General features: G+C 45.8%; 18 protein-coding genes. 10 read left to right on the top strand and 8 right to left on the bottom strand.

Annotation, left to right across the window (positions count from 1 at the left end; all coding sequences use genetic code 11):
- Window positions 1–2: 2 nt before the first annotated feature.
- From PRUTH_RS14680 to PRUTH_RS14695, 4 genes are all read right to left on the bottom strand, one after another.
- A complete protein-coding gene (locus PRUTH_RS14680) occupies window positions 3–1,733 on the bottom strand; it encodes a DUF4153 domain-containing protein (protein WP_151173594.1) in 1,731 nt (576 codons plus the stop codon).
- Between the two features lie 87 nt (window positions 1,734–1,820).
- Entirely contained in the window at window positions 1,821–2,060 is a 240-nt protein-coding gene (locus PRUTH_RS14685; RefSeq protein WP_022945019.1) for a VF530 family protein, read from the bottom strand.
- A gap of 147 nt (window positions 2,061–2,207) precedes the next feature.
- Entirely contained in the window at window positions 2,208–3,689 is a 1,482-nt protein-coding gene (locus PRUTH_RS14690; RefSeq protein WP_151173595.1) for an FMN-binding glutamate synthase family protein, read from the bottom strand.
- A 128-nt stretch (window positions 3,690–3,817) separates the two neighbouring features.
- The gene (locus tag PRUTH_RS14695; protein ID WP_022945016.1) at window positions 3,818–4,123 is read right to left on the bottom strand and encodes a DUF6482 family protein; all 306 of its coding nucleotides are present in this window, start codon (window positions 4,121–4,123) and stop codon (window positions 3,818–3,820) included.
- Between the two features lie 100 nt (window positions 4,124–4,223).
- Here PRUTH_RS14695 and PRUTH_RS14700 point away from each other — a divergent pair, with 100 nt between their 5' ends.
- The 3 genes from PRUTH_RS14700 (at window position 4,224) to PRUTH_RS14710 (ending at window position 6,562) form a co-directional block, all read left to right on the top strand.
- The gene (locus PRUTH_RS14700) at window positions 4,224–4,922 is read left to right on the top strand and encodes a pseudouridine synthase (protein WP_151173596.1); all 699 of its coding nucleotides are present in this window, start codon (window positions 4,224–4,226) and stop codon (window positions 4,920–4,922) included.
- 61 nt (window positions 4,923–4,983) lie between these two features.
- Window positions 4,984–5,361: a BlaI/MecI/CopY family transcriptional regulator gene (locus tag PRUTH_RS14705; RefSeq protein ID WP_022945014.1), complete on the top strand. Its 378-nt coding sequence runs from the start codon at window positions 4,984–4,986 to the stop codon at window positions 5,359–5,361.
- Between the two features lies 1 nt (window position 5,362).
- On the top strand, window positions 5,363–6,562 hold the full coding sequence (locus PRUTH_RS14710) for a TonB family protein (protein ID WP_151173597.1): 1,200 nt from the start codon (window positions 5,363–5,365) through the stop codon (window positions 6,560–6,562).
- A gap of 79 nt (window positions 6,563–6,641) precedes the next feature.
- Here the strand turns inward: PRUTH_RS14710 and PRUTH_RS14715 are convergent, their stop codons facing one another.
- Window positions 6,642–7,025, bottom strand: coding sequence for an MAPEG family protein (locus PRUTH_RS14715; RefSeq protein WP_138510013.1), 384 nt, complete (start codon window positions 7,023–7,025; stop codon window positions 6,642–6,644).
- A 227-nt stretch (window positions 7,026–7,252) separates the two neighbouring features.
- On the opposite strand from PRUTH_RS14715, the gene PRUTH_RS14720 reads away from it, so the two are divergent.
- The 6 genes from PRUTH_RS14720 to PRUTH_RS14745 all read left to right on the top strand — a co-directional run bounded on the left by PRUTH_RS14720 (window position 7,253) and on the right by PRUTH_RS14745 (window position 12,823).
- Window positions 7,253–8,107, top strand: a complete 855-nt coding sequence (locus PRUTH_RS14720; protein WP_022945011.1) for a lipase family protein — start codon at window positions 7,253–7,255, stop codon at window positions 8,105–8,107.
- Window positions 8,108–8,116: 9 nt separating this feature from the next.
- On the top strand, window positions 8,117–9,241 hold the full coding sequence (locus PRUTH_RS14725) for a DUF4785 domain-containing protein (RefSeq protein ID WP_151173598.1): 1,125 nt from the start codon (window positions 8,117–8,119) through the stop codon (window positions 9,239–9,241).
- 175 nt (window positions 9,242–9,416) lie between these two features.
- Entirely contained in the window at window positions 9,417–10,289 is an 873-nt protein-coding gene (locus tag PRUTH_RS14730) for an EamA family transporter (protein WP_151173599.1), read from the top strand.
- Window positions 10,290–10,495: 206 nt separating this feature from the next.
- A complete protein-coding gene (locus tag PRUTH_RS14735) occupies window positions 10,496–11,269 on the top strand; it encodes a glycosyltransferase family 2 protein (RefSeq protein WP_151173600.1) in 774 nt (257 codons plus the stop codon).
- Window positions 11,266–12,225 (top strand): NAD-dependent epimerase/dehydratase family protein, encoded by a 960-nt coding sequence (locus PRUTH_RS14740; protein ID WP_151173601.1) that lies wholly within the window; start codon window positions 11,266–11,268, stop codon window positions 12,223–12,225. The genes PRUTH_RS14735 and PRUTH_RS14740 overlap by 4 nt, the downstream gene beginning before the upstream one ends.
- Before the next feature lie 49 nt (window positions 12,226–12,274).
- A complete protein-coding gene (locus tag PRUTH_RS14745; RefSeq protein ID WP_045979385.1) occupies window positions 12,275–12,823 on the top strand; it encodes a sugar transferase in 549 nt (182 codons plus the stop codon).
- Between the two features lie 59 nt (window positions 12,824–12,882).
- Here the strand turns inward: PRUTH_RS14745 and PRUTH_RS14750 are convergent, their stop codons facing one another.
- Window positions 12,883–13,404 carry a hypothetical protein gene (locus tag PRUTH_RS14750; RefSeq protein WP_151173602.1) on the bottom strand — a complete coding sequence of 174 codons (522 nt, stop codon included), beginning with the start codon at window positions 13,402–13,404 and terminating at the stop codon, window positions 12,883–12,885.
- 208 nt (window positions 13,405–13,612) lie between these two features.
- Between PRUTH_RS14750 and PRUTH_RS14755 the strand changes: the two genes are divergently transcribed.
- Window positions 13,613–14,080, top strand: coding sequence for a hypothetical protein (locus tag PRUTH_RS14755; RefSeq protein WP_151173603.1), 468 nt, complete (start codon window positions 13,613–13,615; stop codon window positions 14,078–14,080).
- Here the strand turns inward: PRUTH_RS14755 and PRUTH_RS14760 are convergent.
- Window positions 14,077–14,394: a DMT family transporter gene (locus tag PRUTH_RS14760; protein ID WP_138548803.1), complete on the bottom strand. Its 318-nt coding sequence runs from the start codon at window positions 14,392–14,394 to the stop codon at window positions 14,077–14,079. The two genes, PRUTH_RS14755 and PRUTH_RS14760, sit on opposite strands and share 4 nt — an antisense overlap.
- Window positions 14,394–15,926 (bottom strand): carbon-nitrogen hydrolase family protein, encoded by a 1,533-nt coding sequence (locus PRUTH_RS14765; RefSeq protein ID WP_022945005.1) that lies wholly within the window; start codon window positions 15,924–15,926, stop codon window positions 14,394–14,396. The genes PRUTH_RS14760 and PRUTH_RS14765 overlap by 1 nt, the downstream gene beginning before the upstream one ends.
- Between the last annotated feature and the right edge of the window lie 64 nt (window positions 15,927–15,990).

Below are 15,990 nucleotides of genomic sequence, written 5' to 3' on the forward strand. Positions count from 1 at the left end.
CGTTACTCCTGTTGCTCATAGATATTTACTGGCACCGATAAACGCGCCCCACCTATATCGATATGCTGCCATTGCGGCGTTGTTAAAGTAAACTCCCCTGCTGCCAAAGCCTGCTTAATTTGCTCTTCATCGTCAGTGGCGTTGGCCACCTGCAAGTGATAACTCTGCCACTGCTGTTGCTGGTTTTCGGTGAACATCACCCCTTGCAGATAATTGTGTTGCTGGTGCAGCAATAGCCATTCTAACTGCTGATCTTGGTTCACATCGGCAGCAATGAGGTACAAAGAAGCCCCCTGGCCATAATATTTGTAGAAGTTATTGCTATGGATAAACTGTAACAAGCTGGAAGGAGGTTGATTAGCCGCATTGGCAATGCGCACCCCTTGCAGCCATTGTGACTGCCATTTTTCAAAGTCGCTGGGCTCATCACGATTAGCATATAAGCGAACTATACGCGCTTTAAGAGAGTCATTATCAGTATGCTGTTGTATTTGCTGCAGCGCCTCAAAGCCAGCCTTGCCAAGTTCCCTGTAAAAGTAATACACATCAAACTCATCGGCACTGACTTGCCCCGATTGCAATCGGTGCACTTGGCTTTGGGCACTGAGCTGTTGCAAATTAGCAAGCGGTGAATTGACCGCCAACAACGCCATAAATAATGCGGCGCAGCCGATAACGTTGATTTTGTGCACCCAAATGAGCCAATGCTGGCGCTTGATGATGATAGCTCCGCAGTAACTGAAGGCAAAGTACGCCAAGGTGGCGCTGATCAGCACTCCCCACCCCCGGCTCACTGTCAGGCCATACTGTTCAATGCGCAGCCACAGGCCGTAATGTGCCAACATTGCGTATAGCGGTAAAGTCAGCAGCGCCAATAGCATCACCCCACGCCACCAGTGATAGTAAGGCAGAGCATCGGTTCGGCTGTACACGGTATTAAAGAAGAACAACAAACTCGCTTGCATCCACAGCAGCATTAAGGTGCTGTTCTCCAGCCGCCAGAGCGACTCTAATCCGGTAAATGGCAAACTGGCGATAAAGGTAATGGCCAGCACAGCAAGCACGGGCAGTAAAAATTTGGCTAAAATTTTCAGTAGCTTTTCAATATTTTCTACGGCCGAAAGCATGCCTCTAAGAGCAATAGCAGATCCAGCAAACGCACAGGTAAGCACTGGAATACTAACCCAAGGTTCATCGAGCAGATCAGCTAAAATTTCAATGCCGATGGTGCTGAATAGCTCGCCACCAAGAAGCAAAATAAGCCATAAAGCTAAAGCAAAGAAGCAACATAAACTGAACTGAATAAAATGCTGCCAAGATAGCTCGTACAACTGCCGATAGGTGATCGGCTCGCCTCTGCTATACAAAGTGGCTACATTAAGTAGCTTTAACGTGGTGATTAAGGCACATAATACAAAGGTGACAATCAACGCGTCGTTATTATAGAGCTCTTGTTGTGGCTGCTGCGCACCGATATACATCCCCAACACACTCAACAACAGCGAGTAGGGCACGGCTAAAGTTAAAAAGCGCCGCCAACCTGCGCGTTCTAATCGCAGGTAGCATAATCCAGGAAAGACGATAGTCAGGGTAACTAACCCCACCAACCAGGTGGGCGATTGCGCTGGCCAGTTGCCATTATCAACGGCTAAGTACAGCCACACCAGCAAGGCACTTTGCAGCAAAGCCTGAGGCACTAGCCACCGTAAAATAAAGTGCTGTTTCTGGGTCATGAGTATGTTCCTATCCTTAGTCGTTCATACTCACCATACGCTATTTTTAGCGCGTTGCGCAAAATCCTTATCGGGACACGAATAACATTATTGTTGGACGTTGTATGGCCACGTGTGGAAGGTTTTAATATAAAGCTGCTCTACTTCCTCTCTCGCCCAAGGAGTACGACGTAAGAACTTCAGCGATGATTTCACCGAGGGGTCATTCTTAAAGCTGTTAATATTGATATGCTGCGCTAGCACCTGCCAGCCATAATGCTCGACTAGACGAGTCACTATTTGTTCCAGCTTAACGCCATGCAGGGGGTTATTGGGTTGGTTATCCATTGTACTTAGCCTTTTAAACAGGGCGCAATTGGCCTCATAGCGCTAAGAATACCATGCAATGCCTAGGCAGAGAAAACCGCTGCAGGGCATTGTCTAGCACCCTGCTAACAATTGATTGTAACAACAGCCCCTAGCTCGTTAGCGCGGTCATTTGTAATGCGCGTACATCTCATCCAAGGTTTGCGACAAACCGTCTTCTTGCACCACGCGCACATGCTGACGATTCAGGCCACGTATGTTATTCACCCCACAGGAGTGAGCAATCAGACCGATGCCATAGTGAATATATTTGTTGTAGTTCGCAACGCGCTGAGTTTTATCAACCACATCAAGCCCTTTCATCAGTTTCGGGTTATGGGTGGTGATCCCTGTGGGACAAGTATCTTTGCTGCATTGCAGCGCCTGAATACACCCCAAGGAAAACATGTGGCCACGAGCCGAGACCACGAAGTCAGCGCCCAAGGCAATCGCCCAGGCCACTTTGGAAGGCACAATCAACTTGCCAGAAACAACGACACGAATACGACCACGTAATCCATTACGCTCTAGCAAGTCGACCACCCAAGGCAGGCTCTCTTTCAATGGCAAACCAACCGAGTCCAGCAGCGGTTGAGGGGCGGCGCCAGTGCCACCATCGGCGCTATCAATAGTGATAAAATCTGGCGCACTGTGCTCGCCACGTTGTTTAATCAGGGCCACCAGTTGCTCAAGCCACTGAGTTTCCCCTAATACCGCTTTAAATCCCGTTGGCTTCCCGGTCACCTCACGCACGTGGTTTATCATATCCAGCAAATCACTAACGCTTTTAATTTCCGGATGTCCATTCGGGCTAATGGAGTCTTTGCCCTCAGGAATGCCCCGAATTTTGGCGATTTCAGCGTTGACCTTAACCCCAGGTAACATCCCACCTTTACCGGGCTTTGCACCTTGACTCATTTTGATCTCGAACATTTTCACTTGCTCGTGGGCCGCCACTTCCTTGAGTTTATGATCACTGAGCTGGCCATGCTCATCACGCACCCCATATTTGGCGGTGCCAATTTGAAAGACAATATCGGCGCCACCCTCAAGGTGATAGGGGCTCAATCCCCCCTCACCGGTATTCATCCAACACCCCGCTTGGCGGGCTCCGCGCGATAGCGCCAACACGGCGCGTTTAGATAAAGCGCCATAACTCATGCCAGAGATATTAAACACCGCCTTCGCGGTGTAGGGGTGGCGAGATTGCTCACCGAGCACAATGGGCTCAGGGTCGATGGCGTCTTCTTCTAAGGTGGGAAAGGCACAATTCATAAACATAATAGTGCCGGCGGGGTCTAAGCTTTGTGTGGAGCCAAATGCGGAGGTGCGATCAACATTTTTCGCTGCTTTGTATACCCAGCTGCGCTCGGCACGGTTGAACGGCATTTCTTCACGGTCCATGGCGAAGAAATATTGCCGAAAAAACTCGCCTTGGCGCTCGAAAAAATAACGAAACCGACCAATAACTGGATAGTTTCGACGAATTGCATGCTTGTTTTGATTAACATCAACAATATAAAAATAAATCACCACCAGTACGATGATGCCCAACGCCAGTAAAAACAGACTGGTCAAAAAGTCGATGGCGTAAATGAAAAAGTCGCTCATCAGCTAACCCCTTGTTGTCCCTAATGCTATGCAGATTTACATATAGTGAGGCAATTGACCAGACTGTTAATAGGGTTATTTTCTTTCTACCTAGAGTACAGCGATTGAAACAAAAGTACGCAGCACCATTAGTAATAACCGTTTTTGCCGTAGGGCACTTCTAAAGTGTTATCTTGTTGGCGAGTCGGCTGACCGCACATTTCATCGTAAGCACTGCTATGGCGCAGTACCATGGCGTGATAGGCAATATCATCGAACAGCTTTTGAATATGCAATGGGCTATTGGCTTTGAGAATCTCGCCTCGAGGGTCTTTGACATAGTATTCAATATTGTTGATTACTACCGATACTTGATACAACGCCATATCCAATGAGTGGATCACTACTTTTTGAATCGGTTGATGATGCTGCAGGTTAGTAAAGTCGATACCCATGATTTGCTCCAAACATTAAGGTTTAAAGCTATACGTAAGCAAAGGCCATGGCGATTAAAGCATGCTATGATGGCCTTGTCCGTTAGTTACAGTAATAATCATGTCACCGCCTATTCGTGTCGCTAAGTTTTTATCTCATGCTGGCGTTTGCTCACGCCGCCAAGCCTCAAGACTGATTACCGCCGAGCGAGTGAGAGTCAACGGTGCCTTGGCGCAACACATTACCCATGTCAGTCCCTATGACCATATCACTGTGGATGGCGAGGAAGTGCGGGGACTGGCGCCGAAACGTTATTTTGCTTATCACAAACCGGTGGGCATTGATTGCAAGCTGCAACCACACAACCCTCAAAGTCTTATTCATCACCTCCCAGCAGGGCCCCGTGTTTACCCGGTTGGTCGCCTTGATAAAGACTCACGCGGATTACTGATATTGACCAATGACGGTGCGCTGTGCCAACGCCTCTCACACCCCGACTTTGCGCATCAAAAAGAGTATTGGGTTGAAGTTGATAAACCATTAAACCCCGAGTTTTTTGTGCAAATGCGCAGTGGCATTACTCTGGGCGAACACACGACGCGTCCCTGTGTTTGCGAACCTCTTTCAACAACTCGCTTTAAAATCATCCTGACCCAAGGGCTTAATCGGCAAATTCGTAAAATGGCGAAGCACTGCGGCTACCGGGTCACCGACCTTATGCGTGTGCGTATAGGAGACTATGTACTGCAACCCGAGCGGATCAACGAACACCATTTTCAAGCACTGACAGCGGAGCAGGTGTACGGATTACAAAAATAACTTGACGACATTGACTACAAGTGTAATCTTTAGTTTAAGAATTACATTTGTGAGCAATACTATGATCGAGTTGTCGAAAGCCGAATTTGCCGTTATGGAAGCCCTTTGGCAAGGCCATCCAGCGAAAGCCAGCGAGGTGGTTGCACGCCTGAGCGACGACACCCAGTGGCATGAAAAAACCATAAAAACGCTGTTAGGCCGACTAGTAAAAAAACAGGCGGTCAGCTTTGAAAAACAGGGCCGTTTATACAGTTACACACCCACAATTGGCCGCGAAGAATATACCCTCAAGCAAAGTAAAAGCTTAATACAACGATTTTTCAGTGGCCGTATTGCGCCATTAGTCAGCGGTTTTGCGAAAACAGAGCAACTGTCACAGCAAGATATCAACGAACTCAAAGCCGTTATAAAAGAGTGGGAAGACCAACAAGGAAAGTAATATGTTTGCCTGGATCATCGCCCAACAAGCTTGGCTCTCTGCGTTGTTAATAACACTTGTTATTGTCGAGCGCTATGCCCTTAAATCATTGACCGCCCGTTTTATATACGGCCTGTGGCTTGTGGTTCCTGCAGCGCTCGTAGCGCACCATGTTGAGCTCAGCCAGTCAGTGGCATCACCCACAGTGCTAAACAGTTACATCGTGACGCCTCTGCAGCATGCGAGTACGCACGTTAGCATGAATTGGGAAATCGCTTATTGGTTAGTGGTCACAGTGTTATTGCTAGGTGTTTTCTTGCAGCATGCACAGTTTCAACGCCGCATAGGCGCTAAACTGACCAGCACTGCCAACGTAAGTAATGCATCACTGCCTATTTACGAGAGCACAAAAATAAGCTCCCCCATGCTTATCGGCTTTATAAGGCCACGTATTGTGCTACCTAGCTATTTGGTAACACAGCATAACCCCGACACCTTGGCTTTGATGATTGAACATGAGCATGTGCACCTAAGACGCCATGACAACATCATTAATGCCGCTGCGTTAGGTTGTGTGATTTTAATGTGGTTCAACCCACTAACATGGCTAGGATACTTCAGCTTAAGACGCACCCAAGAGCTGGCCTGCGATGAACTAGTACTGGCAAACAAATCGGCCACACAGCGCTTGCTGTATGGCAAATCCATGGTCGAGTGTGCGAGTCGTTCGCAACTGCATAGCTTGGCTTATTCATACTACGGAGATAAAAACATGATGTTACAACGCTTACATAATATGCAATCGGCGAATCGGGGTCATATCGTCGCTAAAGTGCTGAGTATTTTACTCGCATTCGCGAGCCTAACGCTGATTGCCACAACACAAGCAGGTGAAGGGCACAATCAAGACAAAACCGACCAACCGCAAGCAGTGATGCGCATAGAACCAAAGTACCCAATTGAGGCTGCGGAACAAAACATTTCCGGTTCTGTGGTTTTGCGATTCCAAATTGCGCAAGATGGTTCGGTGAACAATGTTACGGTGGTGAAATCACAGCCGGCCCAAGTGTTTGACAAAGAGGCGGTGCGTGCGCTTGAACAATGGCAGTACCAGCCTTATTCGGATCCTGAGCATGAGCACCTAGTGCAACTTGATTTCAAACTCAGCAACGACGTGCAATTGCCTGATTTAACCGAGCGCATTAACGTCACTTCGCACTAATTCGCGACCAACAAAAACACAAAGCAAGCCCCTTAAATTAGGTGCTTGCTTTGTGTTTTTCGTTAACACCAGAAAAGTGCTAAATACTCAGTGCGATCATAGCAATGGGACAGGCATAAGAAACCGCCCAAATTAATGAGCGCAGCAAATGTAAATCAAACCAATAGCAAAGACAGTACAACACCCGCGCAACAATATAGCTGATAGCTAAGGTATCCATAACTGCGGCTTGTTTATTGGCGCCAATCACCACAGCTAATGCCACAGCAAAAATAATCAGGGACTCGAAGCTATTTTGGTGTGCTGCTAATGCTCTTGCGCCAAAGCCGGTAAGCGCGTGTTGTTGCGCCCTAGGGTGGCGATTATCGTACCCCCCTTGCTGGTTCTGCGCCCAAGCGAGCGGCGCTTTGGCAAGTATAGGTAACACACAGGCGATCAACGCACACACAACTAATACACTCATAATCGTTCCTTTTTAAAGGCCACAGGCTTGGTACTACCCTAATCCAATGATAAGCCCGGTGCTAGGTTATTGTTTTTTACGCATCACAGCTCCTATTTTAGCCCCTAAAACAGACACCAAGGTTAAATAATTGTAAATTTCAGCTTGCAATTGTACCTCTTTAGTCTATTTTCTGATCGGAGGTCACACCTCTACCCTGATGGAAATAACAATCAACAGGAACACACATGAAAATAAAACTAATCTCTCTCGCGCTTACGCTCGGAATGAGCCAAGGCGTTTTTGCAACTGAGGGCGTTGCCTTCATTCACGGCACAGGCCAGCAAAGCGATGCCTATAACGACTACTGGACCAGTGGTTTTGTTGATAAGGTTCGCCAAGGCATTGCCAACCCCAATAACTTTACGGTGATTAATTGTGACTTTGAGCAGTTTATGTGGGCCGAAGGCGCCGCAGGTTGCCTAGCCGACTCATTAAACAGCTTTATTGCCAACAAAAATATTACTGACTTAACGCTGATCACTCATTCAAACGGCGGCAATGTCGTGCGTTGGATCCTCTCCAACCCCACGTGGGATAGCCGTTACCCAAGTATCATCAATAAAGTCAATCACACCATCGCCTTGGCCCCTTCCAGTGGCGGCACCCCTTTGGCCGATGCGGTGATTGCCGGTAACACCTTTGAACAAGGGTTAGGTTGGATCCTCGGCTACGGCAATGACGCAGTAAAACAACAGCAAGTATCTTGGATGGCTGCTTATAATGCCGAGTGGTTAAAAGGTACACCGAATCGCCCAACCCTCCCCTCACGTTTTGAAACCGTGATCGGCAGCGACGTTGAATCTGCGGTGTGGGATTCGGATAGTTATTGCGGTGGTTATCAAAATCAAGTTGGCCTAGAGGTCACGCAAAACTGGCTTGATAACTGCTCCGACGGCTTTCTGGAGTGCAGTTCTCAAGCTCTAGCGGGCTCGGTATGGTTTACCGATAAATCACGCACCCGTGGCAGTGAGCCACTAAGCCACCAGCAAAGTCGTCGCGACTGCTTTGGCCTGGGCGATATGCTGAAAAACAGAATATAGGAGCCAGACATGAAATACACACTAACCCTGAGTGCTCTGGCGATGATGACCAGCGCCGCAATGGCCAATGAACAAACCATATATCAGTGGCCTAATGTATATCAAGGCGACAACACCAGCTTGCAACAGTTAACAAAAAGCAGCCATGAATACTGGCAAACGGTCAGTGGTCGAGAGCTTAAACAAGGTGTGGCTGTGCACGTAACCCAAGCCGACCACCTCATCCGCGTTGCGCCAAAAGCGCGTTTTGACAGCGGCACCGTGATTAAACCGCAGCAGTTGCAAATGGATAAACTGCAACTGCGAGATGCAAAAACTAACGCCACACTGGCGCTAAAAAGCATAGCTGCACAGCAACAAATGCACCAAGCGGGCTTTAAAGATGGCAGTGTTGCCATTCAACTCAAAAATGTCAGTGCGCAGGGCAAACCGATGCTGCAAAGTACTCAGCCATTGGGTGACGATGACCAATACTTAGTGCATGTGGTAGAGAAAGGTTCGCCCTATGCACTGAAAGCCCACGCTGATTTCAGGGTCGATGAACAACAGCGTTCTCTTGCTATGGATTTATCTATGGCGCAGCAGGGCAACGCTAGCAAGGCTGCCAACAATGTTTCGCTGCGCGTTCACAGCCCGGTGGATGAACAACTCTCTGCTCGTTACGCCAATGGTAAAGTGATTTTCAGCCAGCCGTTACAGCATGTAGGAGCGGCGCAAGGATTTTATGAAATAGAAGCCGACACCACAGTAAACATTAACGGCCAACAGGTTAAGCGCACCATAAAACTACCTTTTGTGTATAGTAAAGACACTATTACCATGAAAACCGCAAAAGTAAGTGCGCTCGGTAATAACCGTTTCCAAGCCAGCGTACCGGTGAATGTGAGTGATGAAGGCCGTTACGCTATTCGCGCTACGCTGCAAGGAATGGTAGCAGGTAAGGCAACCAAGCTGGCTACTGTCGAGGTCGCGAAAGAGATAAAAGGTGTTGATACCTTTAACCTGCCTTTCGACGTTGCCACAGCGGCAACGGGGCCATTCAAGTTGGTGGATGTTGAGTTAAGTGACCACACTCGGATGCTGAAATTCACCCCCACCCAGAAGTTTGTTAAAGGCCCGGTAGCCGGGTTTTAAGCGCACGATGATATGCACCCAATATCAGGCTTGGCTTGGTATTGGGTTTATCCTACCTACGCCTACAAGTGCCTTGGGGTAGTTATTACCTTGGTTAATAATGAGTATCTAATTTCCTCATTCGCCAACGCTACAACACCATGATAACTTAAAGTTTTTCTTGTTGGTTGAATTCATGGCTTGGGTGTTGTTGACATTGTTAGCGGCCTTTTCGCAAAGCTGGCGCAACGCTCTGCAGAGCCAGCTGAGCTGCCATACCTCCAGCCTTGCGGTCACCCTCGCACGGTTTATCGTTGCCGGCCCACTCGCTGGTGTTTATCTTGTTGTACTTTACCAAGTCCAACCAACCCGACTGATCACACCATCACCGACCTTACTCTACTACGTCGTTGGCGCAGCGCTGATGCAAATACTCGCCACCGCCTTGATGGTACGGTTATTCAAAATGAACAACTACGCTGTGGGCGCAGGGCTGGCAAAGAGCGAAGCCTTGGTCGCGGCTATTTTAGGTATGTTATTTTTTGGCTCAACGCTCTCGATATTGGGCTGGTTTGGGGTTATTCTCGGCGCCATTGCGGTCATGCTGTTGTCGGGCCCAAGCTTACGCGCTCTCAATGGGCCAACGGTGTTGCTGGGGCTTGCCTGTGGCAGTAGTTTCGCCCTCACCTCTTTATGGGTGCGCCAAGCGAGCCTCAGTTCAGGACTGACCTTTCCGCATAGTGCTGCTTGGGTGTTATTGTTTGTAATTACCCTACAAACCCTCATTTTACTGGCCTATCTCGGCTATAAAGATCGGCCCGCATTATTAAGCTTATGGCGATATCGGCGACTAACGGCTTGGATCAGCTTAACCAGCTGCATTGGCTCTATTGGCTGGTTTAGTGCTATGAGTTTAGAGCACGTCGCCTATGTAAAAACCTTGGGCCAAGTGGAGGTATTTTTCACTATGCTAATCTCCTATCTATGGCTCAAACAGCCAGTAAAACGCCGTGATAGCCTAGGCCTGCTGCTGATTGCTATAGCAGCAATTGCAGTGATGTGGGGATAACAGCGGGTTATATGTGTTTAAATATTTACTTTAGTCTTGCTCACGCTTATGCATAGTAGGTGCAATAGAGAAACAAAAACTTAAGGCAGGTAACAAGGGATTACTTAATAAACTTAGAGAAGTCAGGTTATAATAGCCGTTTACAAATCTTGCAGACCTTTGCCGGAATCAGTTTTGCTTTATCTACTAAAGCTTATGAGAGTTAAATGGAATCAGTATCTATCATAATGCCTGCCTACAACGTCGAAGACTATATTGAAGAGTCTATTAGGTCAGTTATAGAACAAACATATAGTAACTGGGAGCTAATCATCATCGATGATCGCTCAACAGACCAGACCATTAGTAAAGTGGAGCCTTTTTTAGCCGACAATAGGATAAAGCTGCTCGTAAATGAATGCAATTTGGGTGGAGCGGGGACTCGTAATCGAGGGATTGATATGGCTTCAGGAAGGTTTATCGCCTTTTTAGACTCAGATGATTTATGGAGTCCAGAAAAGCTAGAACAACAAGTTGATTTCATGCTTTCAAATGGATATCAATTTTGCTTCACTGGATATTCAAATATCAGTGAGACTGGTAAGTACTTAAACGAAGTTGAATGCCCTAAAAAAGTTAGCTTTAGTGATCTTCTTAAGTCTAACTATATAGGGTGTTTAACAGTGATGTATGACACAGCTACGCTAGGCAAACAGAGTATGCCTCTGTATAGGAAGAGGCAAGACTATGCTCTGTGGCTTAAGTTGCTTAAATTAACTGGACATGCATATGGACTGCAATCATCTCTTGCTCAATATAGAATCAGAGGTGGCTCTTTATCAAAGAGCAAAGTTGATGCCATCAAATTTTATTGGCAGATATTGAGAGATGTTGGAAAATGCTCAGTTGCTAAAAGCTCTTACAATCTTTTATGTTATTTAAGTATAGTGTGCGTAAAAAAATTTAGCCCCTCCATTTACAATAACTATTTTCTAAAATGAGCGTTTTTAAAAAGCCCCATATAATAATGACAGGCTGTTCCGGCTTTGTAGGAAACAACCTGCTAATGAAGCTATGCGAGTCAGGCTATAAAGTATCTACCCTTAACAGAAAGAAAAGTTTAGTCTCATTTCAACATAAAAGTGTATCTCATTATTACGCCGATGACTTCGCTACTGCCTTAGAAGATGCGCTAAAAAACTCTTCATGTGATGTTTTTATTCACCTCGCAGGAGCGGCTCATAAACCCGAGCTTACAGAGAGTGATTATTTAAAGGTCAATGTAGAGCTAACAAAATATTTGGCAAGAAAAGCTGCAATGCTTGGGTGTAAACGCTTTATTCAGCTTAGCTCTATAGGTGTTAATGGCTCATCATCTAGCACCCCTTTTACAGCCAGCGATATACCTGCCCCAAAAGAAAGCTACTCAAGATCAAAATATTTAGCCGAGCAAGAGATACAAGCTATTTGTGCTTCATCTGATATGGAATACGTTATAATTCGCCCGCCGTTAATTTATGGGCCTTTTGCTCCAGGAAACTTTCAAAAGCTAGTAAGATTAGTCAAGAAAACTCCTATTATTCCTATGGGAGGAATTGATAACCAGAGAAGCTTTGTATCCATTTATAATCTAATCAGCTTTATCGAAGTTACTATCGAACATCCTAATGCGGCAAATGAAGTATTTTTAGTGAGTGACGAACAGGACATTAGCACATCAGACTTCGTAAATAAGATTATATCGTCCTATAAGCAACGCACTTTACTAATATCTTTGCCGTGGTCTATTTTACGCCCTGCTTTAAAGCTTATTGGAAAAGAAAAGGCTTTAGAAAAAATAACATCAAACGTTACGATAGAAATGAATAAATCCATATCTTTATTAGACTGGAAACCGCCTCTCACTATTGAGGAATCTCTTGAAAAATCTGCTTTCCATGAATCAAATAAAATTTGATTACTAGTATCAAAATCTTAAAAAATATAAACAAATAGAGAGTATAAAATTGATTCGAACTTTAGATTTCTTATTCGCCTTATTTGGGCTTATGTTATTTTCACCTATCCTACTTGTCATATATGTCATTGGTTTATTTGATACCGGCTCGCCACTTTTCTCGCAGGTCAGAGTTGGAAAGGATAAAAAAGAGTTTGTACTAGTAAAGTTCAGAACAATGACAGTCGACACGAAGTCTGTAGCCACCCACCTAGCTAGTTCTAATTCCATAACAAAACTGGGGAAGTTTCTTCGGAAATCAAAGCTCGACGAGCTTCCTCAGCTATGGAATGTTCTGAGAGGGGAAATGAGCATTGTAGGACCAAGACCAGGGTTATTTAGTCAAATTGAATTGACGGAAGAAAGGGAGAAATTAGATATTTACTCCGTTAGACCTGGTATAACTGGGTTAGCCCAAGTTAGTGAGATAGATATGTCAACTCCCAAACTACTAGCTACGACTGACAAGAAAATGATTGAATCCATGAGCTTAAAAAAATACTTCAAGTACATCTTTTTAACTGTGGTGGGTAACGGACAAGGCGATAGGGTGAAATAACACAATATTTATGGCTCAACATGCATGTAGGGAATGCCGAGCTAAAATATTTATATCGACTACTTAATAAACGTACCCGATGTATCGAAGCCAAAAGTAGTCGACGTTCTTGTGACGTCGTCTTCATGATGCTCTGAATTATAGACGGTGATATCGGTATCACTCACTTCTATGCGGCTGATATTACTCGTCAGTGTAAAGTCGTCGATCGCTTCCAGGCTAGAGTGTTTATAAACAAATCCTTTTAAAACTAGCAGTTTGTTCCCCGAGTAATACTTCACAAGCGCATAATCAACACCGTTTTTATTGACGAAAGTGATACTCGGTGTGTGCCCTTGTATCCTGGCAGCCAAAAACGGCATGTTATTCTCATCGTAACTGAGAATATAAGTGTCTTGGGTCGGCAAGCAAATTCCTGATTTATCTTTATGGAGAAGCTTTACCTGAGTAAATTCTACATCGGCTTTGTTATTAACAACTTCAATAGGCTTAGTAACTTTGATAGTGAGGCAATCAGAAGCACTAACGAATTGGCTTAATAAAAGAAAAATAATCGAAGCGAAAAAGCGATAGCTCTTCATTGTTTAAATCTCCTGGTTTAACTTTAAAGGTGAGAGCAAGCATCTTCCCTTACTTGTTGTCGCTGCCCGCCTTTTCTGCGTTCGCTTAGAATTGAAAAAGCCTCTGTTGTATAGGCACCGCTTTTAGGCTCAAAACTGCTTATCTCATTTATTTAATAGCCATTGTATGTAGTAGTATTCTTGGGCACGGAAAGAAAAGGAACACCCCATGCAAGGAACTAAGCAGCTCACTTATATTACCCTTATCGTTATTCTCTTAACAATGTTCACTGCACAGGCTCACTCTGAAGATAAAGAGCTAACTTCCATAACGGATAACCCAGGTTTTAACTACTTTAAATCCACCTTATTACACGTTATCGAGCAAAGAAGACCTGAACTATCGGGGCAGCACCACTTTTATGTTGCTCACTACCGCGAAGGCAGCGAATACACTTATATGTTTTGGCAAGAAGCAAGGCTGTTTTGGGTTTTACACCTAGGTACCCCAGAGGAATATGGTTGGATGTCAATGCTATTACCTAGTAGTGGCGAGTTACTGCATATCGATAAGGATGTCGTCGCCACTCAAGAGGAGGTGGGCACAAGCACTTATATGGTAAGCCAACAATGGATAAATGATAAAATTTTTAAGTGTGTGGTCGACGGTGATTTAATCACCGTCACCTACCCCTAGTTCGCCACCTTTAAGGTAATCACTCCAGCGATAATCAATAACACGCCGAAATAACGCATTAATGATGAGCTATCGCCGTAGAAGAACACCCCAACCAAGAAGGTGCCTGCGGCGCCTATGCCTGTCCAAACCGCATAGGCTGTGCCAATGGGAATGGTCTTTTGCGCCAGCCAAAGTAAAAAGCCACTAACACCCATAAATACAATTGCCATAGCTACCCCTAACCAGCGCGTTTGTGGCTCCTGAGCCAGTTTTAACCCCACTGGCCAACCAATTTCAAATAACCCTGCGCAAATCAAATACAACCACGCCATTAAGAGGCTCCTTTAACTAACTTTACTTGGTACAGATCATCGCGACGATCCTTAAGGTTGCGCACTGTGCCTTCACTGTGGAGGATTTTCAACTTATCCATATCAAGATCAGAGAACAACAACATCTCAGTGTTAGGCGTGGCTTCGTTCAAGCAAGCATCATGAGGAAAAGAAAAATCCGATGGCGTTAATACCGCAGCTTGCGAGTACTGCACATCTAAACTTTCCACTTCCGGTAAATTACCCACACTGCCTGCGATGACTACATAGCATTCATTTTCAATGGCGCGCGCTTGGGCACAGTGGCGCACGCGTAAGTAGCTGTTTTTGGTATCAGTCCAAAAGGGTACAAAGAGAATATCCAATCCCTGCTCGGCTAGAATACGCGCCAGTTCGGGAAACTCTACGTCGTAGCAAATCTGAATTCCTACTCGTCCGGCATCAGTGTCAAATACCGCTATTTTATCACCACCTTGGATCACCCAATCATTGGCCTCATGAGGTGTAATATGGATTTTGCGTTGTTCATCCACTTTACCACTGCGATGGCACAGGTAACTGACATTATAAATAGTGTCATTCTCAGCAACCGGCATTGAGCCGGTGATAATATTGGCGTTGTACTCCACCGCCATACGCGACATCGCCTCAACAAGCGTGCTGGTATACTCAGCTAAAAAGCGAATCGCCTCGGTCTGGCTGCGATGTTCTTGTATGCCCATCAACGGCATATTGAAAAACTCAGGGAAGAGGATGAAATCACTTTGGTAATCGGAAACAGTATCGACAAAATACTCCACTTGCTTAAGCAGCTCATCGACACTTTCAACACTGCGCATCTGCCATTGCACCGCACCCACACGAACAATCGACTTGGTGCTTTCAATAACTGTATCGGTAGGCTCAAAGAGAATATTATTCCACTCCAGTAAGGTGGCATAACCCACCGATTCTTCATCCTCTGGCAGATATTTCTTTAACAGCCGCTTGACCTGAAAGTCGTTGGCAAGCTGAAAGCTGAGGATTGGATCATACACCTCTTTCCTATCCACTTTTTCGATGTATTCCATAGGCGACATCTGGGCGCGATAGTTGTGATAGAGCGGTATACGGCCTCCGGCTAAAATAGCCCTTAAATTATACTGCCGGCATAGCTCTTTACGCGCATCATACAAACGTCTTCCTAAACGCATGCCTCGGTGACTCGCGGCAATCGCCACATCTAAGCCGTACAATGCATCGCCATTAGGGTCGCTAAACACTCGGTCATGACCATCGACGATATCATCATAAGTATGAGGGTTAGAGAAGCGCGCATAGTCAACCTGCACACTGAGGGCGATGCCTACTAACTGCTCATCATCAACAATGCCAATTTGCCCTTCAGGAAACTGGTCAATCAAACGGAAAATCGTGTGGCTAGGCCAGGCACCACCTAAATCGGGGTAAGCTTCGTCCATCAGTGTTTTAATCTGTGGGTATTGCTCTTTGGTCAGATTACAAATGGCTAAGCGGGTTTTTTCTACCGACATCATTCCCTCCCATGGGCACTGTAAAACTCTATTGTGGTGTTAGTACAGGCAAAACAAAAGAGCC

Source organism: Pseudoalteromonas ruthenica (assembly GCF_008808095.1).
GTDB lineage: Bacteria > Pseudomonadota > Gammaproteobacteria > Enterobacterales > Alteromonadaceae > Pseudoalteromonas > Pseudoalteromonas ruthenica.